General features: G+C 73.7%; 24 protein-coding genes and 1 tRNA gene. 12 read left to right on the top strand and 13 right to left on the bottom strand.

What is annotated here, in order from left to right; all coding sequences use genetic code 11:
- Nucleotides 1-229 precede the first annotated feature (229 nt).
- The 5 genes from ACGFSC_RS02305 (at nucleotide 230) to ACGFSC_RS02285 (ending at nucleotide 4596) form a co-directional block, all read left to right on the top strand.
- A complete protein-coding gene (locus tag ACGFSC_RS02305) occupies nucleotides 230-673 on the top strand; it encodes a sortase-dependent protein (protein ID WP_359915299.1) in 444 nt (147 codons plus the stop codon).
- A gap of 82 nt (nucleotides 674-755) precedes the next feature.
- Nucleotides 756-1493 (top strand): class F sortase, encoded by a 738-nt coding sequence (locus ACGFSC_RS02300; RefSeq protein WP_359915301.1) that lies wholly within the window; start codon nucleotides 756-758, stop codon nucleotides 1491-1493.
- Between the two features lie 231 nt (nucleotides 1494-1724).
- Nucleotides 1725-2582, top strand: coding sequence for a hypothetical protein (locus ACGFSC_RS02295; protein WP_359915303.1), 858 nt, complete (start codon nucleotides 1725-1727; stop codon nucleotides 2580-2582).
- Nucleotides 2579-3394, top strand: a complete 816-nt coding sequence (locus ACGFSC_RS02290) for a response regulator transcription factor (RefSeq protein ID WP_359915305.1) — start codon at nucleotides 2579-2581, stop codon at nucleotides 3392-3394. Before ACGFSC_RS02295 ends, ACGFSC_RS02290 begins: the two co-directional genes overlap by 4 nt.
- A complete protein-coding gene (locus ACGFSC_RS02285) occupies nucleotides 3391-4596 on the top strand; it encodes a HAMP domain-containing sensor histidine kinase (RefSeq protein WP_359915306.1) in 1206 nt (401 codons plus the stop codon). The genes ACGFSC_RS02290 and ACGFSC_RS02285 overlap by 4 nt, the downstream gene beginning before the upstream one ends.
- Before the next feature lie 63 nt (nucleotides 4597-4659).
- On the opposite strand, the gene ACGFSC_RS02280 is transcribed toward ACGFSC_RS02285, so the two are convergent.
- Nucleotides 4660-4733 (bottom strand) — tRNA-Thr (locus tag ACGFSC_RS02280).
- Between the two features lie 284 nt (nucleotides 4734-5017).
- Between ACGFSC_RS02280 and ACGFSC_RS02275 the strand changes: the two genes are divergently transcribed.
- The 3 genes from ACGFSC_RS02275 (at nucleotide 5018) to ACGFSC_RS02265 (ending at nucleotide 7676) form a co-directional block, all read left to right on the top strand.
- Nucleotides 5018-6109: a sn-glycerol-3-phosphate ABC transporter ATP-binding protein UgpC gene (locus ACGFSC_RS02275; RefSeq protein ID WP_359915308.1), complete on the top strand. Its 1092-nt coding sequence runs from the start codon at nucleotides 5018-5020 to the stop codon at nucleotides 6107-6109.
- Between the two features lie 163 nt (nucleotides 6110-6272).
- Complete coding sequence (locus tag ACGFSC_RS02270) at nucleotides 6273-6728, top strand: hypothetical protein (RefSeq protein WP_359915310.1); 456 nt, start codon at nucleotides 6273-6275, stop codon at nucleotides 6726-6728.
- A gap of 147 nt (nucleotides 6729-6875) precedes the next feature.
- On the top strand, nucleotides 6876-7676 hold the full coding sequence (locus ACGFSC_RS02265; RefSeq protein ID WP_359915312.1) for a nucleotidyltransferase family protein: 801 nt from the start codon (nucleotides 6876-6878) through the stop codon (nucleotides 7674-7676).
- Nucleotides 7677-7911: 235 nt separating this feature from the next.
- Here ACGFSC_RS02265 and ACGFSC_RS02260 read toward each other — a convergent pair whose 3' ends face one another.
- The 7 genes from ACGFSC_RS02260 to ACGFSC_RS02230 all read right to left on the bottom strand — a co-directional run bounded on the left by ACGFSC_RS02260 (nucleotide 7912) and on the right by ACGFSC_RS02230 (nucleotide 14980).
- The gene (locus ACGFSC_RS02260) at nucleotides 7912-9579 is read right to left on the bottom strand and encodes a DoxX family membrane protein (RefSeq protein ID WP_359913753.1); all 1668 of its coding nucleotides are present in this window, start codon (nucleotides 9577-9579) and stop codon (nucleotides 7912-7914) included.
- 217 nt (nucleotides 9580-9796) lie between these two features.
- Nucleotides 9797-10789, bottom strand: a complete 993-nt coding sequence (gene rlmB, locus ACGFSC_RS02255; protein WP_359913750.1) for a 23S rRNA (guanosine(2251)-2'-O)-methyltransferase RlmB — start codon at nucleotides 10787-10789, stop codon at nucleotides 9797-9799.
- A 136-nt stretch (nucleotides 10790-10925) separates the two neighbouring features.
- Complete coding sequence (gene cysS / locus ACGFSC_RS02250) at nucleotides 10926-12320, bottom strand: cysteine--tRNA ligase (protein WP_359913747.1); 1395 nt, start codon at nucleotides 12318-12320, stop codon at nucleotides 10926-10928.
- 94 nt (nucleotides 12321-12414) lie between these two features.
- A complete protein-coding gene (locus ACGFSC_RS02245) occupies nucleotides 12415-12810 on the bottom strand; it encodes a PPOX class F420-dependent oxidoreductase (protein WP_359913744.1) in 396 nt (131 codons plus the stop codon).
- 141 nt (nucleotides 12811-12951) lie between these two features.
- Nucleotides 12952-13455, bottom strand: coding sequence for a 2-C-methyl-D-erythritol 2,4-cyclodiphosphate synthase (ispF, locus tag ACGFSC_RS02240; protein WP_359913742.1), 504 nt, complete (start codon nucleotides 13453-13455; stop codon nucleotides 12952-12954).
- The gene (ispD, locus tag ACGFSC_RS02235) at nucleotides 13445-14200 is read right to left on the bottom strand and encodes a 2-C-methyl-D-erythritol 4-phosphate cytidylyltransferase (protein ID WP_359913756.1); all 756 of its coding nucleotides are present in this window, start codon (nucleotides 14198-14200) and stop codon (nucleotides 13445-13447) included. Before ispD ends, ispF begins: the two co-directional genes overlap by 11 nt.
- Nucleotides 14201-14497: 297 nt before the next feature.
- Nucleotides 14498-14980 carry a CarD family transcriptional regulator gene (locus ACGFSC_RS02230; RefSeq protein WP_014136563.1) on the bottom strand — a complete coding sequence of 161 codons (483 nt, stop codon included), beginning with the start codon at nucleotides 14978-14980 and terminating at the stop codon, nucleotides 14498-14500.
- Nucleotides 14981-15408: 428 nt separating this feature from the next.
- Here ACGFSC_RS02230 and ACGFSC_RS02225 point away from each other — a divergent pair, with 428 nt between their 5' ends.
- Complete coding sequence (locus tag ACGFSC_RS02225) at nucleotides 15409-16062, top strand: DUF461 domain-containing protein (RefSeq protein ID WP_359913739.1); 654 nt, start codon at nucleotides 15409-15411, stop codon at nucleotides 16060-16062.
- 102 nt (nucleotides 16063-16164) lie between these two features.
- Here the strand turns inward: ACGFSC_RS02225 and ACGFSC_RS02220 are convergent, their stop codons facing one another.
- A complete protein-coding gene (locus ACGFSC_RS02220; RefSeq protein WP_031069385.1) occupies nucleotides 16165-16860 on the bottom strand; it encodes a response regulator transcription factor in 696 nt (231 codons plus the stop codon).
- 2 nt (nucleotides 16861-16862) lie between these two features.
- Nucleotides 16863-18290, bottom strand: a complete 1428-nt coding sequence (locus tag ACGFSC_RS02215; RefSeq protein WP_359913736.1) for an ATP-binding protein — start codon at nucleotides 18288-18290, stop codon at nucleotides 16863-16865.
- A gap of 306 nt (nucleotides 18291-18596) precedes the next feature.
- Between ACGFSC_RS02215 and phoU the strand changes: the two genes are divergently transcribed.
- Entirely contained in the window at nucleotides 18597-19286 is a 690-nt protein-coding gene (gene phoU, locus ACGFSC_RS02210; RefSeq protein ID WP_359830323.1) for a phosphate signaling complex protein PhoU, read from the top strand.
- 170 nt (nucleotides 19287-19456) lie between these two features.
- Nucleotides 19457-19636, top strand: a complete 180-nt coding sequence (locus ACGFSC_RS02205; RefSeq protein ID WP_359913733.1) for a hypothetical protein — start codon at nucleotides 19457-19459, stop codon at nucleotides 19634-19636.
- Between the two features lie 203 nt (nucleotides 19637-19839).
- On the opposite strand, the gene ACGFSC_RS02200 is transcribed toward ACGFSC_RS02205, so the two are convergent.
- Nucleotides 19840-20436: a lytic polysaccharide monooxygenase gene (locus tag ACGFSC_RS02200; RefSeq protein ID WP_359913730.1), complete on the bottom strand. Its 597-nt coding sequence runs from the start codon at nucleotides 20434-20436 to the stop codon at nucleotides 19840-19842.
- 291 nt (nucleotides 20437-20727) lie between these two features.
- On the bottom strand, nucleotides 20728-21486 hold the full coding sequence (locus tag ACGFSC_RS02195; protein ID WP_359913728.1) for a phosphoglyceromutase: 759 nt from the start codon (nucleotides 21484-21486) through the stop codon (nucleotides 20728-20730).
- Between the two features lie 176 nt (nucleotides 21487-21662).
- Between ACGFSC_RS02195 and ACGFSC_RS02190 the strand changes: the two genes are divergently transcribed.
- A complete protein-coding gene (locus tag ACGFSC_RS02190) occupies nucleotides 21663-22925 on the top strand; it encodes an MFS transporter (protein WP_359913725.1) in 1263 nt (420 codons plus the stop codon).
- Nucleotides 22926-22977: 52 nt separating this feature from the next.
- On the opposite strand, the gene ACGFSC_RS02185 is transcribed toward ACGFSC_RS02190, so the two are convergent.
- On the bottom strand, nucleotides 22978-23514 hold the full coding sequence (locus tag ACGFSC_RS02185) for a YbjN domain-containing protein (RefSeq protein ID WP_359913722.1): 537 nt from the start codon (nucleotides 23512-23514) through the stop codon (nucleotides 22978-22980).
- Nucleotides 23515-23618 lie beyond the last annotated feature (104 nt).

The raw sequence follows: 23618 nt of genomic DNA, 5'->3' as shown, positions 1-23618 counted from the left end.
CGTGACACGACCGGCCGAGGACCGCGACACGGCCCTCCTACCGTCATCCACGACGCCACCGGCCGAACCGGTCGAACCGGATGAGCCGGCCGGAGGGCGTCCTCGACGAGGACGTACGCGTCCGGCGCCGACGACGGACGTCCCGCGACACCGGCACGCCGGGGCCCGCGAACCGCACCGCGGACCGGCGGCCACCACCTACCGACCGATGCAGATGGAGACACCCCGCATGAGCAGGAGCCGTACCCACCACTCGCCCGCCCGCCGCGTCCTGGCGGTCTGCGCCCTGACCGGCGCCGCGCTGCTGGCCACCATCAGCGGCGGGCAGGCCTGGGCCGACGGCGTGCCGAAGCCGGCCGCCCCCAGTGTCGCCGCCCCGAACGGCGACGCGGCGCCGAGGACCGCCGTGCCCACGCCGTCCGCCGCCCCGAAGACCGACGCCTCGCCGGCCGTGGCCGCCCCCAAGGGCGTCGCCTCGCCCGCCCCGGTCGCGCCCGGTGGCGCCCAGCCGCAGGTCCGCGAGGTGCCCAAGGGCGCCGCGCAGGCCGGTGACGGCTCCGCCGCCTCCGAGGGTTCCGGCCTGATGCTCGCCGGTGGCGGCACCGTCGCGGCCGTCGGCGCCGCGGCCCTGGGCTTCGCCGTTCTGCGCCGCCGCTCCGGTGCGCGCGGCTGACACCGGTCCCGAGTCCGCCGGGCACCCCGGCGCCGCTTCCCCGAACCCGGCCGGGCGGGGAAGCGGCGCCGGGGCCGTCCCGGTGGCGGGGACCGACACCCGCCGTCGCGCCAAGGACCACCGGCGGGGCCGCCGACGCGCCGCCCGGCCCGCTCCGGGCCCGCTGCGCCGCACCGCCTTCGGCACCGCGGGCCTGCTCTGCCTGGTCCTCGGCACCTCGCTCGCGCTGTCCGGCCGGGAGACCCCGGTGGTGCGGGTCGAGACCTCCGGGCACGGCACCGGCACCGGCACGGACGCCCCGGCGATGGCCCCGGGCACCCCGGCCACGGCCGGCGCCGCGTCCACATCCACGTCCACCGCCCCGAAGCCGTACGCGTCCTCGCCGCCGACCCGCCTGCTGGTCCCCTCCGTCGGAGTGGACGCACCGGTGACCGACCTCGGCCTGAACCCCGACGGCACGGTCGAGGTGCCGCCGGCCGACCGGGGCGAGGAGGTCGGCTGGTACCGCAACGGCCCCACACCCGGCGAGAACGGCCCCGCCGTGCTCATCGGGCACTACGACACCGCGCACGGCCCGGCGGTCTTCAAGCAGCTGCCGAAACTGCGGCCCGGCGAGCTGATCCGGATCCGGCGCGCCGACGGCAGCACCGTGGACTTCAAGGTCCGCACGCTGCTCCAGGCCGCCAAGGACCACTTCCCGACCGAGCAGGTGTACGGCGACACGCCCGCGCCCGCACTCCGGCTGATCACCTGCGGCGGGCGGATCGGCTCGGACGGCCACTGGACGGACAACATCATCGTGCTGGCGGACCTGGCCTGACGGCCGGGACCGGTCGTACGGACCGCATGAACCGCATGAACCACCTGGACCGTACGAGCCGTACGACCCACGTGGTCCGGACTACCCGGACGGCCCGCACGGCCCGCACGAAGTCACCGTCGCGGAACCGCCGACCACCGACCGCGCGACCTACCACCGGGGCGGTGACGGGAGCGACGACCGGAACGACGACCGGAGCGACGCCGCAGAGCAGGAGGACGAACACCGACCGTGGCAGCAACACCACCACCCCGCCGCCGGCCCGGCGCCGTCCAGCTCGCCACCCTGGCCGGCCTGGTCGTCGTCCTCGCCCTCGCCGGCCTGGCCTTCGGCCGCGCCACCCCCGGCGACCTGCGCGACCAGGGCCCGGTCCGGGCCGTCACGCCGCCGCCGGTGCTCCAGCCGCTCTGGCCGAAGCTGCCCACCTCCCCGCCGCCGTCCGCCGCCGCGGCCGGCGTCACCCAGGAGCCGCCGCAGCCCGTACCGGACCTGACCGTCCCCGGGCACGACATCACCGCGGTCGACGTGCGCACCGTCCTCGCCAAGGACCCGAACGTGGGCCCGGAGGAGCGTCAGGCGCTCGGCTCCTGCGCCGGGTGCGAGGTCCGCGCCCCCGAGTTCCGCGACCTCTCCGGGGACGGGCAGCCCGAGCTGATCACCGTCGTCACCACCCCCGGGCGGGTCGTGCTGCACGTCTACGCCCTCGCCGAGGAGCACCTGCTGCCCGTCCTCCAGGTGCAGGTCCAGCCGGCGTTCAGCGCCGCTACCGTCGGCACCGACCTGTGGCTGTTCGAGCCCACCAGCGCCTACGCCCGGACCACCAGCCTCTACCAGTGGAACGACAACAGGCTCGTCCTGAAGGAGCGCAAGGACGAGGGCGTCGGCCTGCTCCCGCGCACCGGCGCGGACACCGCCGCCCCCGAGTCCGGCCCGGCAGTGGCACGCCCCACCCCGTTCGCGCCGAGGCAGGCGGCCCCCGAGGCCGTCGTCCCGTCCCCGCGCCCCGTCCGGCCGTCCTCCGGGCCCGCCGCGCCCTCCACCCCCTCGGGGCCCTCCGCCCCCGCCGTGCTCCCGGAAGCCAAGCGATGACCCCCGCCACCACCCCCGCCCACCCGCACATCCTCCTGGTCGAGGACGACGAGGTGATCCGCGAGGCCACCCGGATGGCCCTGGAACGCTACGGCTTCCCGGTCACCACGGCGGCCGACGGCCTGGAGGGGCTGGAGGCGTTCCACGCCGTCCGGCCCGACCTGCTCCTGCTGGACGTCATGCTGCCGCTGCTCGACGGGGTCGGCCTCTGCCGCCGGATCCGGGAGGAGAGCCAGCTGCCGATCCTGATGATGTCCGCCCGGACCGACCCGGTGGACGTGGTCTCCGGCCTGGAGGCAGGGGCGGACGACTACGTGGTCAAGCCCTTCGAGAGCGCCGTCCTGGTCGCCCGGATCCGTACGGTGCTGCGCCGCGTCCGGGTCGTCCCGGCGACCGACGCCCCACCGCCCCCGGACGCCCCGGCGGCCGACGCCCCGCCGCTCCCCGGCACCCCCGGGGTTCCCGGAGTTCCCGGGGTCCCGCAGCCGGCGGTCCCGCCGACCGCCCCCGCCCCCACCCCGTCCGTCCGCAGCTTCGACGGCCTCCAGGTGGACACCGACAGCATGGAGGTCCGGGTGGACGGCCGCCTCGTCCCGCTCACGCCCACCGAACTGCGGCTGCTGCTGGAGTTCACCGCCGCGCCCGGGATCGTGCTGGAGCGCTCCACCCTGCTCGAACGCGTCTGGGACTACGAGTGGGGCGCCGACACCCGGGTCGTGGACGTCCACGTGCAGCGACTGCGCGCCAAGATCGGCTCCGGCCGGATCGAGACCGTCCGCGGGTTCGGCTACAAGCTGCGGCGCCCGGCATGACCCTGCGCCGCCAGATCGCCACCGCCGTCGCCGCCATCGCCGTCCTGGTCGCGGTGGCCGTCGGCCTGCTGGTCCACCAGGCGATGATCCGTCAGCACGTGGACCAGGCCCGCTCCTCCGCACTCGCCGCCCTCGACTCGGCCCTGGCCGGCTACGGGCGCGACGGCGAGGTGGCCGGCCACGGCGCCGCCGTGAACGACCCGGCCCTGCCCGACCGGCTGCGCGCCCTCGCCGACGGCGGCCGGCACGGCTCGCTGCTCGCCGCCGACGGCACCGGCGAGTCCATGTGGGCGGCCGGCCCGGTGCAGAACGGGGTGCTGTCCGTCCGGGTGGACTTCACCCAGGACCGGCAGGCCATCGCCGACCTGGACCGGATCATCCTGCTCACCGTCGTCGCCGCGGTCTTCACCACCGTGCTGGCCGGCGTGCTCGTCGCCGACCGGATCAGCCGCAGGCTGCGCACCGCGGCCACCGCCGCCCGGGGCATCGCGGCCGGCGGGACGGACACCCGGATCGGCGAACTCGTCGACGGCAAGGACGAGGTCGCCGACCTCGCCGCCGCCGTCGACCTGATGTCCCGCACCCTGCACCGGCGCCTGGAGGACGAGCAGCGCTTCACCGCGGACGTCGCCCACGAGCTGCGCACCCCGCTCACCGGGCTGGTCACCGCCGCCGAGCTGCTGCCGCCCGGACGCCCCACCCAGCTCGTGCAGAACCGGGTCCAGGCACTGCGCGGCCTGGTCGAGGACCTGCTGGAGGTCTCCCGCCTGGACGCCGACGCCGAGTCCCCCGACCTCTCGGCCGTCCCCCTGGAGCGCGCGGCGCGCCGCACCGTCTCCCTCACCGGCCTGGACGTCACCGTCGACATCACCGCCGACCGGCAGGTCCGCACCGACCTGCGCCGGCTGGACCGCATCCTCGGGAACCTGATCCTCAACGCCCACCGCCACGGCGCCGGCCCGGTCCACCTGCACGTCGACGGCCTGCGGATCACCGTCCGCGACCACGGCCCCGGCTACCCCGAGGACCTCCTCCGGCACGGCCCGCAGCGCTTCCGCACCAACGCCCCCGAACGCGGCCGCGGGCACGGCCTCGGCCTCACCATCGCCACCGGCCACGCCCGCGTCATCGGCGCCGCCCTGACCTTCACCAACCACCCCGACGGCGGCGCCGTCGCCACCCTCGCCCTCCCCCCGGACTGACCCCGCCCACGCGAAAGGGCCGGCCCGACACCCCGTCGGACCGGCCCTTCCCTCGTACACCTGAGCCCCCTGTCGGGTTCGAACCGACGACCCCCGCTTTACAAGAGCGGTGCTCTGGCCAGCTGAGCTAAGGAGGCACGGTGGCCGTCCGCGATGGATCACGGCGGCACCGGGGGCAGTCTACCGGGCCCGGGTGACGGGATGGGGGGATATCCGGGGCTTGGTGGGATGGGTGGGCGTGATGGAACCGATGCCGAAATCGGGTCGGGTGGGGGCTGACAAGTCAGGGAACCGCAGGTAGCGTCGCCGGGAGTCGGTTCGAGCAGTGGTTCAGACCACTGGCGGCCCGGCGGAACCCTGACAAACCCCCCTTTACTCGGATCGTCCGGCACGTTCCTGCCGGTGAAGGAGAGCGACAACCATGGCTTCTGTCACGTACGACAAGGCGACCCGCGTCTACCCCGGGGCGGACAAGCCCTCGGTGGACGCGCTGGAGCTGGAGATCGCGGACGGCGAGTTCCTCGTGCTGGTCGGCCCCTCGGGCTGCGGCAAGTCGACCAGCCTGCGCATGCTGGCCGGCCTGGAGGACGTCAACGCCGGTGCGATCCGGATCGGCGACCGCGACGTCACCCACCTGCCGCCGAAGGACCGGGACATCGCCATGGTGTTCCAGAACTACGCGCTCTACCCGCACATGACCGTCGCCGACAACATGGGCTTCGCGCTCAAGATCGCCGGCGTGAACAAGGCGGACATCCGCACCAAGGTCGAGGAAGCGGCGAAGATCCTCGACCTGACCGATTACCTGGACCGCAAGCCGAAGGCGCTCTCCGGCGGTCAGCGCCAGCGCGTCGCGATGGGCCGGGCGATCGTCCGCCAGCCGCAGGTCTTCCTGATGGACGAGCCGCTGTCGAACCTGGACGCCAAGCTCCGCGTCTCCACCCGCACCCAGATCGCCGGCCTCCAGCGCCGCCTGGGCATCACCACGGTCTACGTCACCCACGACCAGACCGAGGCGCTCACCATGGGCGACCGGGTCGCGGTGCTCAAGGACGGTCTGCTCCAGCAGGTCGACACCCCGCGCAACATGTACGACAAGCCCGCCAACCTCTTCGTGGCCGGCTTCATCGGCTCGCCGGCCATGAACCTGGTCGAGGTGCCGCTGGTGGACGGCGGCGTGAAGTTCGGCGGCTCGGTCGTCAACATCTCCCGCGAGGACCTGTCCGGCGCCGGCACCGACAAGACGGTGACCGTCGGCATCCGCCCCGAGCACTTCGAGGTCGTCCCGTCGGGCGGCATCGAGGGCGTCGCGGTGACCGTCAACGTGGTCGAGGAGCTCGGCTCGGACGGCTTCGTCTACGGCACCACCCAGATCGGCGGCAAGGACCACGAGCTGGTCGTCCGCGTGCCCGGCCGCCAGATCCCGGCCCGCGGCGAGACCATCCACGTCGTGCCGATCGCCAACGAGACCCACGTCTTCTCCACCAGCTCCGGCCTGCGCCTGAGCAACTGACGCGACCTCGCGCCTCCCCGGAGCCCGTCGGACCCCCGTGGTCCGGCGGGCTCCGTCCGTACACCCCCGCGTCAACACGGCGGAGGGACGAAACCGGACAGTGTGTCACTCGATGGTGTAACGGAGGGCGATCCTGCCCGTACCCACCGCTACTCTCCTGAGGGTGAAGCAGCTAGTGCGCCGTATCGGCCAGACCGTCGCCCTGACCCTGCCGGTCGTCCTGGTGACCACCGGCACCCTCGCCGTGACCCGGGTCCCGTGGGCCCCGCCGACCGGGCTCGACCAGCAGGTCGTGGCGGCGTCGAGCGGCGACGGCGCCGGGATCGGGCGTTCCAACAACGCGGCCGGCGCCGCGGCCAGGACCTCGGACGGGCTCGCCCCGCAGGACTCGCTGCGGGTGGCGCTGCTCGACGAGCTGCGCGCGAAGAACCCCTCCGCCGCGCTGGACCTGCTGGAGCGCTCGATGCGCGAGCAGCCCTCGCTGACGCCCTACTGCACCTCGCTGGCCGGCGAGCTGGGCAAGGCGGCGGTGCGCAAGTACCAGGGCGACGTCCAGCGGGCCCGCTCCTTCGCCCGCCCGGTCTGCGACGGCTCGTTCGCGGCCGGCGTCGTCGGCTGAGGAAGGCCGGAGGCGGTCGGAGGCGGTCGGAGGCGGTCGGAGACGGCTGCGGAAGGCTGCGGAAGGCTGCGGAAGGCTGCGGAAGGCCGGGCGGACCCCGGTCCCCGAGGCGGCTGACACCCCCGTCCGCCGCCTTATTGTTCAGGCATGACCGCTGACTCCGGCCCCACCGCCGACCTCCCGTCCGCCCGGCCCCCGCAGCCCCACGCGCCCCGGCCGACCACGACGCCCGTCACCCAGGCCGTCATCCTGGCCGGCGGCCAGGGCTCCCGGCTGCGCCCCTACACGGACGACCGCCCGAAGCCGCTGGTCGAGATCCCCGGGACGGGCACGCCGATCCTCGGCCACCAGCTGGCCTGGCTGGCCGAGGAGGGCGTCACCGACGTCGTGATCTCCTGCGGGCACCTCGCCGACGTGCTGGAGGAGTGGCTGGACAAGGCGGACCTGCCGCTGCGGGTGCGCACGGTGGTCGAGGCGGAGCCGCTCGGGCGCGGTGGCGGGCTCAAGTACGCGGCCAAGGCGCTGCCCCGCCCGGACGAGCCCTGGTACGCCACCAACGGCGACATCTGGACCCGCTTCAGCCTGCGCGAGATGGCCGCCTTCCACCACGAGCGGGACGCCGTCGCGACGCTCGCGCTGGCCCGGCCGCGGATCCCCTGGGGCGCGGTGGAGACCGACCAGTTCGGCAACGTGCTGGACTTCATCGAGGCCCCGCCCTCGCCCTTCCTGATCAACGCCGGCCTGTACGTGTTCAGCCCGGAGTTCGCCGAGCTGCTGCCGGACGTGGGCGACCACGAGCGCACCACCTTCCCCCAGCTGGCCCGCGGCAAGCGGCTGGCGGGCTACCAGCTGCCGCAGGGCGTGTACTGGCGGGCCATCGACACCGCCAAGGACCTCACCGAGGCGGCCAAGGAGCTCGCCTCCGGCGCCGGCCGGGCACCCCGGTAGCCGACGGGCACCGCAGGCCCGTCCGCGCCGGGACCGGACGGCCGCAGGCCCCGCCCGGCTGCCCACCCGCGCACGGAGTCGGACGCGGACGCGCCACCGGACACGGCCTCGGACGCGCTCGCCCGACCCCACACGGACACGGACGCCCCCGCCCCGCCCCACCGCACGCGCACGCGCACGGCGATCGGCCGGGTGCTCCCCCACGGAGCACCCGGCCGATCGCCGTTACGGGGCCTCAGGTCGCGGTCGGCGCCCCCGGGTGGGAGGCCCGGCCGCCGGACAGGTCGGCCAGCGGCGCGCTGCCCAGCACCCCGCCGAGCAGCCCGCCGGAGCTCGGGCTGGACTTGGACCCCGGCCCCGCGCCGCCGGCACCCGGGGTGCTGCGCGACGCGGGTGCCGTGCCGCCCGGGCCGGTGGGCGGCGCGGGCGCGGCCGGGGAGGCGCCCGACCCGGCCTCCGCCCGGCCCGAGTGCCCCTTGCCGCTCGGCGTCGGGGTGGCGGGCTTGGCGGGCGGCGTGGTGGCCGGGGTGGTCGCGCTCGGCGTCGGGGTGGCCGGGCGCGGGGCGGCGGGCGGGGGCGTGGTGGACGTGCCCTTGCCACCGCCGGGGGCGCCGGACGGACTGCCGGACGGCCAGACCGGGGTGCCGTAGTCGGTGGCCGGACGGTCCGGCGCCTGGTGCGCCCGGGCGCCGGTGCGGACGGCGGCGCCGAGCATCGAGCCGAGCAGCAGGGTCAGGCCGACCACGACCGTGGTGACCACGGCGCCGCGGCGCAGCACCCGGCGGCGCAGTGCCCCGGAGGTGTCCGCGCCGAACCGGCGCCAGGCCTCCAGGCCGAGCCGCCCGTCCAGCGAGGCGAACGGCGCCCCGGCGATCAGCAGCGGGCTCCACGCCGCGAGGAAGATCAGGTCCGGGGTGTCGTAGACCGGGACCGCCCGCCAGCTGACGGTGAACAGCAGCGCGGCGGAGAGCGCCATCGCGGCGCCGGCGGCGAGCCGCTGCCAGAGGCCGAGGACGGTCAGCACGCCGACCACGATCTGGGTGAACGACACCGCCAGGCCGGCGCCCACCGGGTGCGCCATGGCGAAGGCCAGCAGCGGCTCGGCGACCTTCCAGGGGTGCAGCGAGGAGAGCCAGCGCATCATCGAGCCGCGCTCGCCGCCGTCGAAGTACACCGGGTCGCAGAGCTTGCTGAACCCGGCGTAGACCGAGAGCGAGCCGAGGACGGCGCGCAGCGGCAGCAGCACCAGGCCGAGGTCGACCCGGCGGCCGGGGTACCAGGGCTGCTTGCCCGCGGCGTCGGCGGCGGAGACCTCGGGCAGCTCGCCGCTCGGGGTCCAGCCGTGCGGCTCGCCGACCGGGCCGACGCCCGCGTCGGTGGCGGTGCCGGCGCCCTCGCGGGGCTGGCGCGGGACGGCCCGGGCGCCCGCGAGGGAGGGGAGCGCCCGGGTGTCCGGCTCGACCAGGCGGACGCCGCCGGCCGGGGTGCCGCCGAGGCGCACCGCTTCCAGCAGCTGGGTGGCCGCGAGGTCCCCGGGGGGCGCCTGGCCGGTCCAGGTGACGGCGGTGACCCGGCCCTTGCGGCGCGGCGCGCCGCCGGCCCCGGCCCCGGCCAGCGCCGGGACGGCGGAGGCGGGCACGACGACCTGCGGGGTGACCAGCGGACGGCGGATCAGGCCCTGGTTGGCGTACGGGTCGCCGAACGCGGCGCCGGTGGACAGCAGTCCGGCCGGGGCCTCGATCAGCGGCGCCGTCGGGGCGCCGAGCCGCAGCCGGAAGCTCGCCTGGGTGCTGCTGAGCCGCGAAGGGTCCGACTCCACCTTGACGGTGTTGAGGGCGGGGCCCGCGTCTATCCCGGAACTGCCGTTGCCGAACAGGGGGCGCCGAGGTGTTCTGGTGTCCACGCCCGTCTAACCGGGTGACGGCCGCTTAGGACACTCTGCCGGGTGGATGTCCGGCGCACACTTGAAGTGATCATGAAAAAAGCGATCGGGCCCGATCGGGCCCGATCGCCTTCCACTCGGATTGCGGGGAATTCGGAAGATCGCCTGCGCTCCGCGCCCCGGCCGTGCTCAGCACCAAACGGTCAGCACTGAGCGCTCAGCACCGAGCTCTCAGCGCTCAGCGCTTGGCGCGCAGCCGCGCGGCCTCGTACAGCACGATGCCCGCCGCGACACCGGCGTTCAGCGACTCGGTCAGGCCGGACATCGGGATCCGGACCCGCATGTCGCAGGTCTCCGAGACCAGCCGGGACAGGCCCTTGCCCTCGCTGCCCGCGACGATCACCACGGGACCGGTCAGCAGCTCCAGGTCGCCGATCTCGGCCTCGCCGTCGGCGGCCAGGCCGACCACCATCAGGCCGGCCTTCTGGTAGGCCTCCAGGGCACGGGTCATGTTGGTGGCCCGGGCGACGGGCAGCCGGGCCGCGGCGCCGGAGGAGGTCTTCCAGGCACCGGCGGTCATGCCGGCCGCGCGGCGCTCGGGGATGACCACGCCGTGCGCGCCGAAGGCGGCGGCGGAGCGGACCACGGCGCCCAGGTTGCGCGAGTCGGTCACGCCGTCCAGCGCGATGATCAGCGCGTCCTGGCCGGCGTCGGCGGCGTCCGCCAGGAGGTCCTCGGGGTGCGCGTACTCGTACGGCGGCACCTGGAGCACCAGGCCCTGGTGGTTCATCCCGCCGGTCATCTGGTCCAGCTGGGGCCGCGGGGCCTCCATCAGCGGGATGCCGCGGTCGTTGGCGGCCTGGAAGGCGTCACGGACCCGGTCGTCGGTGTCGATGAACTGCTGGACGTACAGCGCGTTGGCCGGCACGTCGCCCTGCAGGGCCTCGACCACCGAGTTGCGGCCGAAGACCAGTTCGGCGCTGCCCGCGCCGCCGCGACCGCCGCGACCGCCGGCGCCGGCCCGGCGCATGCCGGCCCGGGCCTTGGCGTCCCGCTCGCGCTTGATCGCGGCGTTGGCGGCGCGCTGCTTGGGGTGACCCTTGCGCTCCGCACCGGGCGGGGTCGGACCCTTGCCCTGGAGCGCCTTCCGGCTGTGCCCGCCGGTACCGACAGACGCGCCCTTCTTCGATCCGGGGTTGCGGCGGTTCCTGCGCTGGCTGTTGCCGGCCATGGCTGTACTTCCTGTCTGTCCGGCATGCCCCGACCGCCCCGGTCTGCCCGGTGGCCGCCGACGACATGCGTACGTCATGCGGGAGGGCCGCACCGGTCCGGTACGGCCCACCCATCACCCCGATCGTCGGATGGGGTTACTGGCTGTTGATCGTCCAGCGCGGGCCGGACGGGGTGTCCTCGATCGCCAGCCCGGCCAGGCCGAGCTGGTCGCGGATGGCATCCGCGGTGGCGAAGTCCTTGCGCTCGCGCGCCGCCTGCCGCTGGTCCAGGACCAGGCGGACCAGCGAGTCGACCACGCCGTGAAGGTCCTCGCCGCGCTCCGTCCCGGCCCAGTGCGGGTCGAGCGGGTCGAGGCCCAGTACACCGAGCATCGCACGGACCTCGGCCAGTCGCGCCACCACGCTCTCCTTGTCGTCCGCGTTCAGGGCGCTGTTGCCCTGGCGGACGGCGGTGTGCACGACGGCCAGCGCCTGCGGGACGCCGAAGTCGTCGTCCATCGCCTCGGCGAAGGCCGGCGGCACCTCGGGCGCCGCGTCGACCGTGCCGCAGCGCTCGACGGCGCGCTGGATGAAGCCCTCGATCCGGCCGAAACCGGCCTCGGCCTCGCGCAGCGACTCCTCGCTGTACTCGATCATCGAGCGGTAGTGCGGGGCGGCCAGGTAGTAGCGGAGCACGATCGGCCGCCACGCCCGGACCATCTCGGAGACCAGCACCGAGTTGCCCAGCGACTTGCTCATCTTCTCGCCGGCCATGGTGACCCAGGCGTTGTGCACCCAGAAGTTGGCGAAGTCGTCGCCGTAGGCCTTGGACTGGGCGATCTCGTTCTCGTGGTGCGGGAAGATCAGGTCCAGCCCGCCGCCGTGGACGTCGAAGGCCGCGCCCAGGTACTTGTGGGCCATCGCCGAGCACTCCAGGTGCCAGCCCGGACGGCCGGGGCCCCACGGGGTCTCCCAGCTCGGCTCGCCCGGCTTGGCGGCCTTCCACATCGCGAAGTCGCGCTGGTCCCGCTTGCCGGTCTCGCCCTCGCCCTCGGGCTGGCGCAGGTCGTCCAGCTTCTGGTTGGAGAGCGCCAGGTAGCCGGGGTACGACCGCACGTCGAAGTAGACGTTCCCGTCGGCCGCGTAGGCGTGGCCCCTGGCGATGAGCCCCTGCATCATCGCGATCATCTCGGGGATGTGCCCGGTGGCCCGCGGCTCGACGGTCGGCCGCAGGCAGCCGAGCGCGTCGTAGCCGTCGTTGAAGGCACGCTCGTTCTCGTAGGCGATCTGCCACCACGGCGTGCCGAGCTCACGCTCCTTGGCGATGATCTTGTCGTCGATGTCGGTGACGTTCCGGGCGAAGGTCACCTGGTAGCCGCGGTAGGCGAACCACCGCTGCATGATGTCGAAGTTGAGGTACGACCGGATGTGCCCGATGTGTGGCGCCGACTGGACGGTAGCGCCGCACAGGTAGATCGAGACACAACCCGGTACAAGCGGGACGAAGTCGCGTACCTGGCGGGTGCTGGTGTCGTACAGACGAATGCTCACAGCGTCAAGCGTAGTGGGCAGCAGGGGGTGCCCCGCCACATTCCCCGGGACAACGGGGGCGTGATCCCGGGGAAACAGTGGCCCGCGGGCGGGGTCAGATGCTGCCGAGCACCTTGCGCGGGGTGAGCCGGACGACCACCCGGACGTCGTCCGGACCGTCCCAGGTGTACTTGTCCACGCCGCGGTACTTGGCGGCCAGCTCGTCGATCAGCTCCCGGCCGCCCTCGGTGGTCAGCGAGACCTCGCCGCGGGCCTCCAGGTACTCGTACGGGTCCTCCGACGGGTTGACGAGGATCGAGACCCGCGGGTCCCGCTCCAGGTTGAGGTGCTTGCGGCGGCCCTGGACGGTGGAGAACAGGATGTCGTCGCCGTCCCGCTTGACCCAGACCACCGAGGCCTGGGGGCTGCCGTCGGGCTGGATCGTGGAGACCACGGCGAAGCTCTTGTCGTCGAGCAGCGCCTTGGCACGGTCGGAGAGCTGGGCGGTCACGGATTACCTCTTCTCGTCGGCGGTTCGGCCCGAGCGGAAGCCCGTACGGGCCCGAGCCGAACAGTAGCGACTCGGGCCCCGAGGACACCGGGTGAACACCCGTCAGGAGCGGTTTCTTCCCGCCCGCTCACCGCGACCGGCTCAACGCCGTTCGTACACCAGGGCGGTGGCGATCGCGGCCAGCCCCTCGGCCCGGCCGGTCAGGCCCAGTCCGTCGGTGGTGGTGCCGGAGACGGACACCGGGGCGCCGACCGCCCCGGACAGCGCCGCCTGCGCCTCGTCCCGCCGCTTGCCGATCTTCGGCCGCACGCCGATCACCTGGACGGCGACGTTGCCGATCTCGAAGCCCGCCTCGCGGACCAGCCGGGCCGCCTCGCCGAGCAGCTTCACCCCGGACGCGCCGGCCCACTCCGGGCGGTCGGTGCCGAAGTGGGCGCCCAGGTCGCCGATCCCGGCGGCCGAGAACAGCGCGTCGCAGGCGGCGTGGGCGGCGACGTCGGCGTCCGAGTGCCCGGAGAGCCCGGCCCCGGCGTCCGGCCAGTCCAGCCCGGCCACCCGGAGCGGCCGGCCGGCCTCGAAGGCGTGCACGTCGGTGCCGATCCCCACCCGGGGGATCACGGGGGCGGTCTGCGGGTCAGTAGGCATCGGCGGCCCTCCTGCGGGCGAGTACGGCCTCGGCGAGCACGAGGTCCAGTGGACGGGTGACCTTGAACGCCTCCTCGTGGCCGGGCACCACGACGACCCGGCCGCCGTAGCGCTCGACCAGGCCGGCGTCGTCGGTGACCGGCGGCGCGTCGGCGGTGCCGTCGCTCTCCCCGGCCAGCGCCTTGGCGTGCACCTCGACCAGGGTGGCGCGGTCGAAGCCCTGCGGGGTCTGCACCGCGCGCAGGGTGGCGCGCTCGGGCGTGTCGAGCACCGGCTCGGGACCGCCCGGGTTCGGCTCGACCCGCTTCACCGTGTCGGCCAGCGGCACCGCGGGCACCACGGCCCGCGCTCCGGCCCGGACGGCGGCCGCGACGGCGTCCACCACCTCGACCGGGACCAGCGGGCGGGCCGCGTCGTGCACCAGCACGATCCCGACCTCGTCCGGGATCGCGGCCAGGCCGAGCCGGACCGACTCCTGGCGGGTCGCCCCGCCGGCCACCACCCGGATGTCCTTGTCGTCCAGCCCGTGGCTGTCCAGCAGGGCGACCACCTCGGCCACCCCGTCGGCGGGCGCGGCGACCACGACCAGGCCGACCGCCCGGCTGCGGGCCAGGGCCCGGACGGCGTGCACCAGGAGCGGCACACCCCCCAGTTCCCGCAGGGCCTTCGGGGCCCCCGGCCCCAGCCGCTCACCGCGTCCGGCGGCGGGCACCACTGCTGCTGCGACTGCTCCTGACGCGTTCAGGTTTCACTCCTTCGGCGAAGTGGGTATGGCCATGGCGTGCCCGGCGGGCGCACCGGGCCCCTTCCGAAGAACCACGGTCCACCGCCCGCCGCACAGCTCCGCAAGCTCTCCGCAACAGCGGGAGCCGAAACGGCCTTGCCGGCCTCGGCCGGCCAGGGCGGGTGGCGTGGTCCGGACATGCCTCAGCGCCCGAAGTGCCAATGCACCACTCCCGGACGGTTCGTCCGAGGAGCGGCGCGCCGGCACCGGGCGCTGTGAGCGTTGGGCGGCAGCCCGACCGCACTGCGGTGGCGCGCGCTACGAGGCGAGGACCTCGTCGAGCAGCGTCTCCGCCTTGTCCTCGTTGGTGTTCTCCGCCAGCGCGAGCTCGCTGACGAGGATCTGGCGCGCCTTCGCGAGCATTCGCTTCTCGCCGGCCGAGAGGCCGCGCTCGCGCTCGCGGCGCCAGAGGTCGCGAACGACCTCGGCGACCTTGATGACATCACCCGAGGCGAGCTTCTCCAGGTTCGCCTTGTAGCGACGGGACCAGTTGGTCGGCTCTTCCGTGTACGGTGCCCGCAGCACCTCGAAGACCCGGTCCAGACCCTCCTGGCCGACTACATCGCGCACACCGACGAACTCCGCGTTCTCGGCGGGCACGCGGAGCGTCAGGTCTCCCTGCTGCACCTTGAGCACCAGGTAGGTCTTGTCCACACCTTTGATCTGGCGAGTTTCGATGGCCTCGATCAGCGCGGCCCCGTGATGGGGGTAGACCACCGTGTCGCCAACCTTGAACGTCATGTGACAGGACCCCTTCCGTGGCTTTCCAGAATAACACGCTTCTCGGCACACTCGAAGGGCGTTTTCGCAGGTCAGGGCCGGTCTCGGGGCTTGACAACGACCCCCATGACGTGCTGCGACCGGTGTTCGAGAACGGCTTCCCGCAGGTCGGAGGCGGTTCCGGGGTTGGACGAAACCCTTGCGCAACACCCCCGCAACCATGATTGGATCTTGAGCTTTCACCCCTTTTCGGGTCGCGACCGAATCGTTATTCGATCTTGGTCGAACCTTGTCCGTCGAGTGACCTGGACACGTCGAGCGTGCCGCCGGACGGCCCCCCGGCGGCCCCCGGGAGTGCGACACGGGGGCCACCCCGTGAGGAGCGCATAAGTGAGGTCGATAATCTGAGACCTGACCTACCGACACGTGACTTAGGAGAAGCCGCCGCCGTGAGCCGCAGCCTTCGACGCGGCAGCATCGCCGCCATCGCCGCCATCGCCATCGCCTCGCTGTCCTCCTGCGCCGCCGGCAACACGCCGGATACCTTGCAGATCAAGCCCGACAACGCTGCGGCGACCCTCGGGACCAACCTCCGGCTGAACAACATCGTGGTCGTCACCGGGGAGAACACCGCGGGCGACTACACCGGTGCCGCCAGCGTGGTCGTGAACATCGCGAACACCGCGAACATCCCGGCCGAGCTCCAGTCCGTCACCGTCGGCGGTGCCGCTGCCACCTTCGCGGACGCCGCCGGCGCTCCGCTGTCCAGCATCGTCGTCCCGGCCGGTGGCGCGGTGGCGATCGGCGGTCAGGGCAACCCGTCCGCCACCGTCGCCTCCGCGACCGTCCACGTCGGCGGCTTCGCCCCGACCGTCTTCACCTTCAAGGACGGCCAGAAGGTCGAGGCCCAGGCCGGCGTGAACCCGAACCTCGGCCTCTACAGCGGCTACGGGCCGACCCCCTCGCCGACCGCCACCCCCGCCAAGACCGCCACCCCCGGCGCCACCGCCCCGGCCACCGGCGCCACCACCCCGGGGGCGCCGACCACCGGCGCCGCCGTCCCGGCCGGCACCACCGCTCCGGCCGTCCCGGCCGCGCACTGACGCCGCACCCCGCCCCCGGCGGGCCCTCCAGGGCCCGCCGGAGCGACGCGAAGGCCCCCTCCGGCTGCTGCCGGCGGGGGCCTTCCGCGTGGTCGGGACGGTTTACGGCTCGAACTTGTAGCCCAGGCCGCGGACGGTGACCAGGTAGCGCGGCGCGCCCGGGTCCGGCTCGATCTTGGCCCGCAGGCGCTTCACGTGGACGTCCAGGGTCTTGGTGTCGCCGACGTAGTCCGCGCCCCACACCCGGTCGATCAGCTGCATCCGGGTGAGCACCCGGCCCGCGTTGCGCAGCAGCATCTCCAGCAGGTCGAACTCCTTCAGCGGCAGGTCGACCTTGGCGCCGTCCACGGTCACCACGTGGCGGTCCACGTCCATCCGGACCGGGCCCGCCTCCAGGGCGCCCGGGCCGCCGCCGTTGTCGCCCGCGCCGCCGTCCTCGCCGCGGCGGCGCAGCACCGCGCGGATCCGCGCGACCAGCTCGCGGGTGGAGTACGGCTTGGTGACGTAGTCGTCAGCGCCTATCTCCAGGCCGACGACCTTGTCGATCTCGCTGTCCTTGGCGGTCACCATGATCACCGGGACGTTGGAGCGCACCCGGAGCTGGCGGCAGACCTCGGTGCCGGGCAGGCCCGGCAGCATCAGGTCGAGCAGGACGAGGTCGGCACCGTTGCGTTCGAACTGCTCCAGGGCGTCGGGGCCGGTGGCGGCGACGGCCACCTCGAAGCCCTCCTTGCGGAGCATGTACGAGAGGGCGTCGCTGAACGACTCCTCGTCCTCGACCACCAGTACTCGGGTCACGATCAGGCCTCCGGGGCAAGCTGAGGGGTTGTGTCTGACAGGTGTTGTTTCCGTTCCCCGGCGGGGAGCGGACGGTCCGTACGGGCCGTGGTGAGGGTTCGGGGTGCGGCGGCGGGCCCGGCGGGGTCGCCGCCCGGCGCGCGGTCCGGCGCGTCGTCGGGACCGTCGAACGCGTCGGGCTCGTCGTCGAACGCGTCGTCGGGCTCGTCCTCCGTGGGTGCCTGCCCGGCGGGCAGGCGGACGGTGAAGGTCGAACCCTGGCCCTCGACGCTCCACACCGAGACGGTGCCGCCGTGCGAGGCCGCGACGTGCTTGACGATGGACAGGCCCAGGCCGGTGCCGCCGGTCGCCCGGGAGCGGGCGGGGTCGACGCGGTAGAACCGCTCGAAGACCCGCTCGCGGTCCTTCTCGGAGATGCCGATGCCCTGGTCGGTGACCGAGATCTCGATGAGCTCGCCGTCCGCCTCCCCGAGCGCCGCGGCGCTGGAGATCCGGCGGGTGGCGATGGCCACCCGGGTGCGGGGCGGGCTGTAGTTGACGGCGTTCTCGACCAGGTTGCCGAGCGCGGCGGCGAGCTGGCCGCGGTTGCCGTGCAGGTAGAGGCCGGCGATGCCGCCCGCCGCGATCAGGATCTGCTTGGCGGCGGCCTGCTGGCGGCAGCGGTCGATCGCCTCGGCGATCAGTTCGTCCACCGCGACCGGCTCCGCGTCGACCATCAGCCGGTCGTCCTGGACCCGGGAGAGGTCGATGATCTCCTGCACCAGGCTGGCCAGCCGGGCCGCCTCGACCTGCATCCGGCCGGCGAAGCGCTGCACCGCCTCCGGGTCGTCGGACGCGTCGACGACCGCCTCGGAGAGCAGCGACAGGGCGCCGACCGGGGTCTTGAGCTCATGGCTGACGTTGGCCACGAAGTCCCGGCGGACGGCTTCCACGCGGCGCCGCTCGGTCTGGTCCTCGACCAGCACCAGCACCAGTCGGGAGCCCAGCGGGGCCACCCGGACGGAGACCGCGAGCGGCTCCGCCGCGCGGGCCGCGCCCGGCCGGGGCACCTCCAGCTCGACCTGGCGGATCTCGCCGTCCCTGCGGGTGGCGCGCGCCAGCCCGAGCATCTGGTCCACGGCGACGGCGCCACCGCGCACCAGGCCCATCGCGTACGCCGCCGAGCTGGCCTTGACCACCTCGTCGCCCTCGCCCAGCACGATCGCGCAGGAGCGGAGCACGGAGAGCACGGTGTCGACCCCGGGCGGCAGCGGCGGCTCGGGGTTGCCGGTGCCCAGTGACTGGTACCGGCCGGGGTTCCTGCCGCCGGTTGCGCTGTACCTGCCCCTGGCCTGCTCGCGCTCGCTCCAGCGGAAAGCGATGGAGGCGGTGAGGCCGACGCCGAGCCCGGCTATGGCACAGGCAGCGGCGGCGGCCACGTTCACGTCCATGTGGCCAGCGTAAGCGCACGACCAGGGCAGTCCCCATGCACTGGGTCAAGGCATCCACCACGCGTTGCCGAGAATTCACCTTCAGGTAGCTGTCGATTCACCGGAGCGGCCGTGCACCGTCGCCCTGGCGGCGGAAAGTTGGCCGGGCAGCCCGTGTGGGAGAGATCGGTGTGCCGAACAGCGGCCATCGGCTCGGGTGTGCGCGTACGATGCGCGCCACCAGCAGCGGTCACCCGGACGCCGGAACGACGGTCGTACGGGCCGACCGGTCGGCACCGCCACCGACACAGCTACTGAGGAGAGAACATGCGCGACGCGTACCACGAGGAACTCGATGCGATCGGCGACAGCCTGGTCGAGATGGCCCGGCTGGTCGGATCGGCGATGGGCCGGGCCACCACCGCCCTCCTCGACGCGGACCTGGCGCTGGCGGAGAGCGTGATCGCCGCCGACGAGAAGGTCAACGAGCTCCACCACGAGCTGGAGAACCGGGCCATCGACCTCCTCGCCCGCCAGCAGCCGGTCGCCACCGACCTGCGCATCGTCGTCACCTCGCTGCGGATGAGCGCCGACCTGGAGCGCTGCGGCGACCTCGCCCGGCACGTCGCCAAGGTCGCGCGGATGCGCTACCCCGACACCGCCGTGCCGAGCGACCTGCACTCCACCGTCCTGGAGATGGGCCAGCTCGCCCAGCGCCTGGTGGCCAAGGCCGGCCTGGTCATCGCCACCAAGGACGTCGACAAGGCCCTGGAGATGGAGCAGGACGACGACGCGATCGACACCCTGCACCGCGAGCTGCTGTCGCACCTGATCGACGAGCGCTGGCACCACGGCATAGAGACCGCCGTCGACATCACCCTGGTCGGCCGCTACTACGAGCGCTTCGCGGACCACGCGGTGTCGGTCGCCAAGCGCGTGGTGTACCTGGTGACGGGCGAGCACGTGGCCGAGTTCGTGGCCGCCACCGAGGCCGCCGAGGCCGCGCCGGTCGACTGACCGCCGGTCCGGGCTCACCCCGAGGGGTGAGTAAACCTGTGGCAAGGGTGGTGCGGGCGCACGGACTTCCGTGCGCCCCACCACTGCGCGCCCGTTGACGCTCATCCGTTCGACGGCTTCACTCGACATTGGGGGCACAGGACTGTGCCCGTCACAAGGAGGGAAGCTCGATGAAGGCCAACCCGTCCCGACCGGCTACCGCCCACCACTCCGTCGAGCCACCCGCCCCGAAGCTGCTTCCCGTCCTCGCGGCCGGCTGCGGCTGCGGCCCGGGCTGCGGCTGCGGCTGCCAGTCCGGCGCGCCCTGCCAGTGCGGAGGCGCCGACGGCGGCTGCTGCGGCGGCCACTGAACGCGGCACCACCCGAGGAGCTCCCGAGGTGCACGGCCCACCGGCGACCGTGCACCTCGCGCTTTCCGGCCCGCTCGCCTGCTCGCCCGCTCACCCTCCCGCGGGCTTCCGCGGGCCTTGCGCGGGCCTTCCGCAGGCCTTCCGCAGGCCTTGCGCGGGCCTTGCGCGGGCCTTCCGCAGGCCTTGCGCGGGCCTTGCGCAGGTCAGAACCGGACGTCGGAGCAGGAGTAGAAGGCGTTCCCGGTGTCGGAGATCGTCCAGACCGCGACGACCACCTGGTGCCCGGTGCGCCCGCCCGGGACGGTCGCGGTGTGGCTGAGCGTGCTCGGCACCTGCTTCCCGCCGTACGGGACGGTCAGGAAGGGCGTCAGGTCCAGGTTGGCGCGGGTGACCGGCTGGCTCGCGTCGTAGCCCGGCTTGGTCATGTAGTACCGGAAGTCGGCGGTCGCGTGCCGGGCGGTGAACGTCCAGGTGAAGGTGAGCTGCTGGCCCGCCGTCACCGGCGTGGTCGGCCAGGCGCCGCCGTGGGGGTCGTCCAGCTCGGCGAAGCGGGCGTTGCCGCCGGCGCAGATGGTGCCGTCCGAGGGGCCGAGGGCCGGGAAGCCCTTGGGGCCCTCGACGCTCTGCGGCTCCCACTGGATGTCACCGCAGTCCCACGGGACGCCGTCCACGTGGGTGTCGCAGAGCGCGGCCCGGCTGGGCGGGGTCGAGATCCAGCCGTGGGACGAGGCCGGGAAGGCGAGGGTCAGCGGGATCGCCAGCGCGGCGACGGCGGCCCCGACGATGTGACGTGTGCGCATGGTGCTCCTCCGTGGGGGTGGATGGAGTGTGCGCCGGGGGCGCGGACGCGCGCGCGTGGGGGTGCGGCGGCCCGGACGGGGAGATCCTGGCATGCCTGCGCCGGTCCGGTGCCCTCACGGTAGGAGTCGCCGACCGAGCCCGTCAATGGTCTGAACCAGTTTCCCATTCACTGCCCAACTCCCCTACCGGACAACCGGGTTGAACCCGAACCGACCCACAACGAACCGACCGGAAACGAACGAAGCCCCGCCCCCGGTCGGACCGGGGGCGGGGCCGCAGCGGCAAGCGGCTTACTTCTTGCCCTGGTTCTTGACGGCCTCGATGGCGGCCGCGGCGGCGTCCGGGTCGAGGTAGCGGCCGCCCGGGGTGACGGGCTTGAAGTCGGCGTCCAGCTCGTACACCAGCGGGATGCCGGTCGGGATGTTCAGGCCGGCGATGGCCTCGTCGGAGACGCCGTCGAGGTGCTTGACCAGCGCGCGCAGGCTGTTGCCGTGGGCGGTGACCAGCACGGTCCGGCCGGCGGCGAGGTCCGGGACGATGGCGTCGTACCAGTACGGGAGCATCCGCTCCACGACGTCCTTCAGGCACTCGGTGCGCGGACGCAGCTCGCTCGGGATCTCGGCGTAACGGGCGTCGCCGGCCTGCGAGTACTCGGAGTCGTCGGCCAGCACCGGCGGCGGGGTGTCGTACGAGCGGCGCCACAGCTGGAACTGCTCCTCGCCGAACTCGGCCAGGGTCTGGGCCTTGTCCTTGCCCTGGAGCGCACCGTAGTGGCGCTCGTTCAGCCGCCAGCTGCGGCTGACCGGGATCCAGTGCCGGTCGGCCTTGTCCAGGGCGATCTGCGAGGTGCGGATGGCGCGGCGCAGCAGCGAGGTGTGCAGCACGTCGGGGAGCAGACCCTCGGCGGCCAGGAGCTCGCCACCGCGGGCGGCCTCCTTCTCGCCCTTCTCGTTGAGGTCGACATCGACCCAACCGGTGAACAGGTTCTTCTGGTTCCACTGGCTCTCGCCGTGGCGGAGCAGGATGAGTCGGTACGTCGTGTCAGCCATGGCCCCCAGCTTAGTGGGGGCCATGAAAACCCCTGGTGGGGACCTTCGACCAATGTGTAACGTGTGCCTCGCGCATCTGACACTTACATGCGTCGGCTGACCGGGCCTGCCGCACCGATCGGCGGACGCCTGCCCCCGGGAGCCCCCACATGCTCGTCACCGCCGGTTTCCGAAGAATGATCCAGGAGACGGCGGGCGGGCTGCCGCGCCAGTTCTGGTGGCTCTGGGTCTCGACCCTGGTCAACCGGCTCGGCGCCTTCGTGGTCACCTTCCTCGCGCTCTACCTCACCAGCAGCCGCGGGTACTCGGCCACCTACGCGGGCCTGGTCGCCGCCCTGTTCGGCCTCGGCTCGGCGGCCTCCGCGATCATCGCCGGCGTGCTGACCGACCGGATCGGACGCCGTCCGACCCTGCTCGCCGCCCAGCTCGGCACCGCGCTGTTCACCGCCGTGCTCGGCTTCACGGACGGTCAGGTGGCGATCGCGGTGGTGGCCTTCCTGGTGGGCTTCTGCAACAACGCCACCCGGCCGGCCATCTCGGCGATCATCGCGGACATCGTCCCGGTCGCCGACCGGGTCCGCGCCTACTCGCTGAACTTCTGGGCGATCAACCTGGGCTTCGGCCTCTCCTCGGCCGTCGCCGGCCTGATCGCCAGCCACGGCTACCTCACGCTGTTCCTGCTGGACGCGCTCTCCACGGCGCTCTGCGCGGTGGTGATCTTCGTCAGGATCCCGGAGACGAAGCCCGACGTCCGGACGGCGAAGGCCGACGAACCGGCGGTCGGCCTGGGCACCGTGTTCCGCGACCGCCGCTTCATGGCCGTGGTCGGCCTCACCCTGCTGCTCGCCCTGGTGCTGCAGCAGGGCGCCACCACCCTCGCGGTGGACATGGGCCACCGGGGGATCACGTCCACCGAGTACGGCCTGGTCATCGGCCTGAACGGGCTGCTGATCGTCCTGCTGCAGATCCCGCTCACCCGGTGGGTCGAGAGCCGCAGCCGGTCGGCCATGCTGGCGGCGGCCTCGCTGTTCATCGGCTGGGGATTCGGGCTGACGGCCCTGGCGGGGTCGTCCGCGTGGTTCTACGCCGGAACGGTGGCGGTCTGGACGGTCGGGGAGATCCTCTACACGCCGACCCTCATGGGCCTGATCGCCGAACTGTCGCCGACCCATGCCCGCGGCCGCTACCAGGGCGTCTACTCGCTCGCCTGGTCGCTCGCCTCGTTCCTCGGCCCGGCCGTCGGCGGGGTGCTGCTGGAGCGGGCCGGCGGCGGGGCGCTGTGGGGTGCGTGCGGAGTCTTCGGCACGGTCGCCGCGGTCGGCTACCTGCTGCTGGGCAAGCGGACCGGCGCCGCGCAGGGCATCCGGCCCGGCGGGACCGTCGTCACGGTCCCGGCGCCCGCGGCGGAACCCGCCGGGAAGGCCCCGGCGGGCGCCTGACCGGACGGGCCGGTCCGCACGGGGGCGGTCCGCACGGGTCGGTCCGCACGGGTCAGTCCGCGTCCGGGGCGTCCGCCGGCGGCTCCTTCGGGGCGGCCAGGTGGGCGAAGGCGGCCAGGTTGCGGGTGGACTCCCCGCGCTTGGTCCGCCACTCCCACTCCCGGCGGATCGCCGTGGCGAAGCCCAGCTCCAGCAGGGTGTTGAACGGCTCGTCCGCGTTCTCCAGCACCGTCCCGAGCAGCCGGTCCACGACCTGCGGGGTGAGCGCCTCCAGCGGCAGCCGGCCGGCCAGGTAGACGTCGCCGAGCGCGTCGACCGCGTAGCCGACGCCGTACAGCCGGGTGTTGCGCTCCAGCAGCCAGCGGTAGACGGCCTCGTGGTTCTCGTCCGGACGGCGGATCACGAAGGCGTTCACCGACAGGGTGTGGTCGCCGACCCGCAGGGCGCAGGTGGTGCTCAGCTTCCGGGTGCCCGGGAGGGCCGCCACCAGCGTGTACGGGTCGGTGGCGGCCGGTTCCCAGGCCACCCCGGCGTCGTCCAGGGCGGTGCGCAGGAGGGTCAGGGCCTCGTCCTTGGTGCGGATTGCCATGGGGGTGACGTTACTCGCCGGTACCGGGCCGGCGCAGCCCCGGCCGGTCGGCGCGCGGGCCGCGCGACGTTCCGCCGGGCCGCCCCCGCGCCGGTCGGCGACGG

The sequence above is a fragment of the Kitasatospora sp. NPDC048715 genome, assembly GCF_043198905.1.
Lineage (GTDB): Bacteria > Actinomycetota > Actinomycetes > Streptomycetales > Streptomycetaceae > Kitasatospora > Kitasatospora lactacystinica.
The sequence above is the reverse complement of the archived record's forward strand: the minus strand, read 5'-3'. Positions and strand labels throughout refer to the sequence as shown.

Coding starts and splice junctions, on each gene's coding strand:
- ACGFSC_RS02305 (WP_359915299.1), top strand. CDS start 230: ATGAGCAGGAGCCGTACCCACCACTCGCCCGCCCGCCGCGTCCTGGCG.
- ACGFSC_RS02290 (WP_359915305.1), top strand. CDS start 2,579: ATGACCCCCGCCACCACCCCCGCCCACCCGCACATCCTCCTGGTCGAG.
- ACGFSC_RS02285 (WP_359915306.1), top strand. CDS start 3,391: ATGACCCTGCGCCGCCAGATCGCCACCGCCGTCGCCGCCATCGCCGTC.
- ACGFSC_RS02275 (WP_359915308.1), top strand. CDS start 5,018: ATGGCTTCTGTCACGTACGACAAGGCGACCCGCGTCTACCCCGGGGCG.
- ACGFSC_RS02265 (WP_359915312.1), top strand. CDS start 6,876: ATGACCGCTGACTCCGGCCCCACCGCCGACCTCCCGTCCGCCCGGCCC.
- rlmB (WP_359913750.1), bottom strand. CDS start 10,789: ATGGCCGGCAACAGCCAGCGCAGGAACCGCCGCAACCCCGGATCGAAG.
- ispF (WP_359913742.1), bottom strand. CDS start 13,455: ATGCCTACTGACCCGCAGACCGCCCCCGTGATCCCCCGGGTGGGGATC.
- ACGFSC_RS02230 (WP_014136563.1), bottom strand. CDS start 14,980: ATGACGTTCAAGGTTGGCGACACGGTGGTCTACCCCCATCACGGGGCC.
- ACGFSC_RS02215 (WP_359913736.1), bottom strand. CDS start 18,290: ATGGACGTGAACGTGGCCGCCGCCGCTGCCTGTGCCATAGCCGGGCTC.
- phoU (WP_359830323.1), top strand. CDS start 18,597: ATGCGCGACGCGTACCACGAGGAACTCGATGCGATCGGCGACAGCCTG.
- ACGFSC_RS02205 (WP_359913733.1), top strand. CDS start 19,457: ATGAAGGCCAACCCGTCCCGACCGGCTACCGCCCACCACTCCGTCGAG.
- ACGFSC_RS02200 (WP_359913730.1), bottom strand. CDS start 20,436: ATGCGCACACGTCACATCGTCGGGGCCGCCGTCGCCGCGCTGGCGATC.
- ACGFSC_RS02195 (WP_359913728.1), bottom strand. CDS start 21,486: ATGGCTGACACGACGTACCGACTCATCCTGCTCCGCCACGGCGAGAGC.
- ACGFSC_RS02190 (WP_359913725.1), top strand. CDS start 21,663: ATGATCCAGGAGACGGCGGGCGGGCTGCCGCGCCAGTTCTGGTGGCTC.
- ACGFSC_RS02185 (WP_359913722.1), bottom strand. CDS start 23,514: ATGGCAATCCGCACCAAGGACGAGGCCCTGACCCTCCTGCGCACCGCC.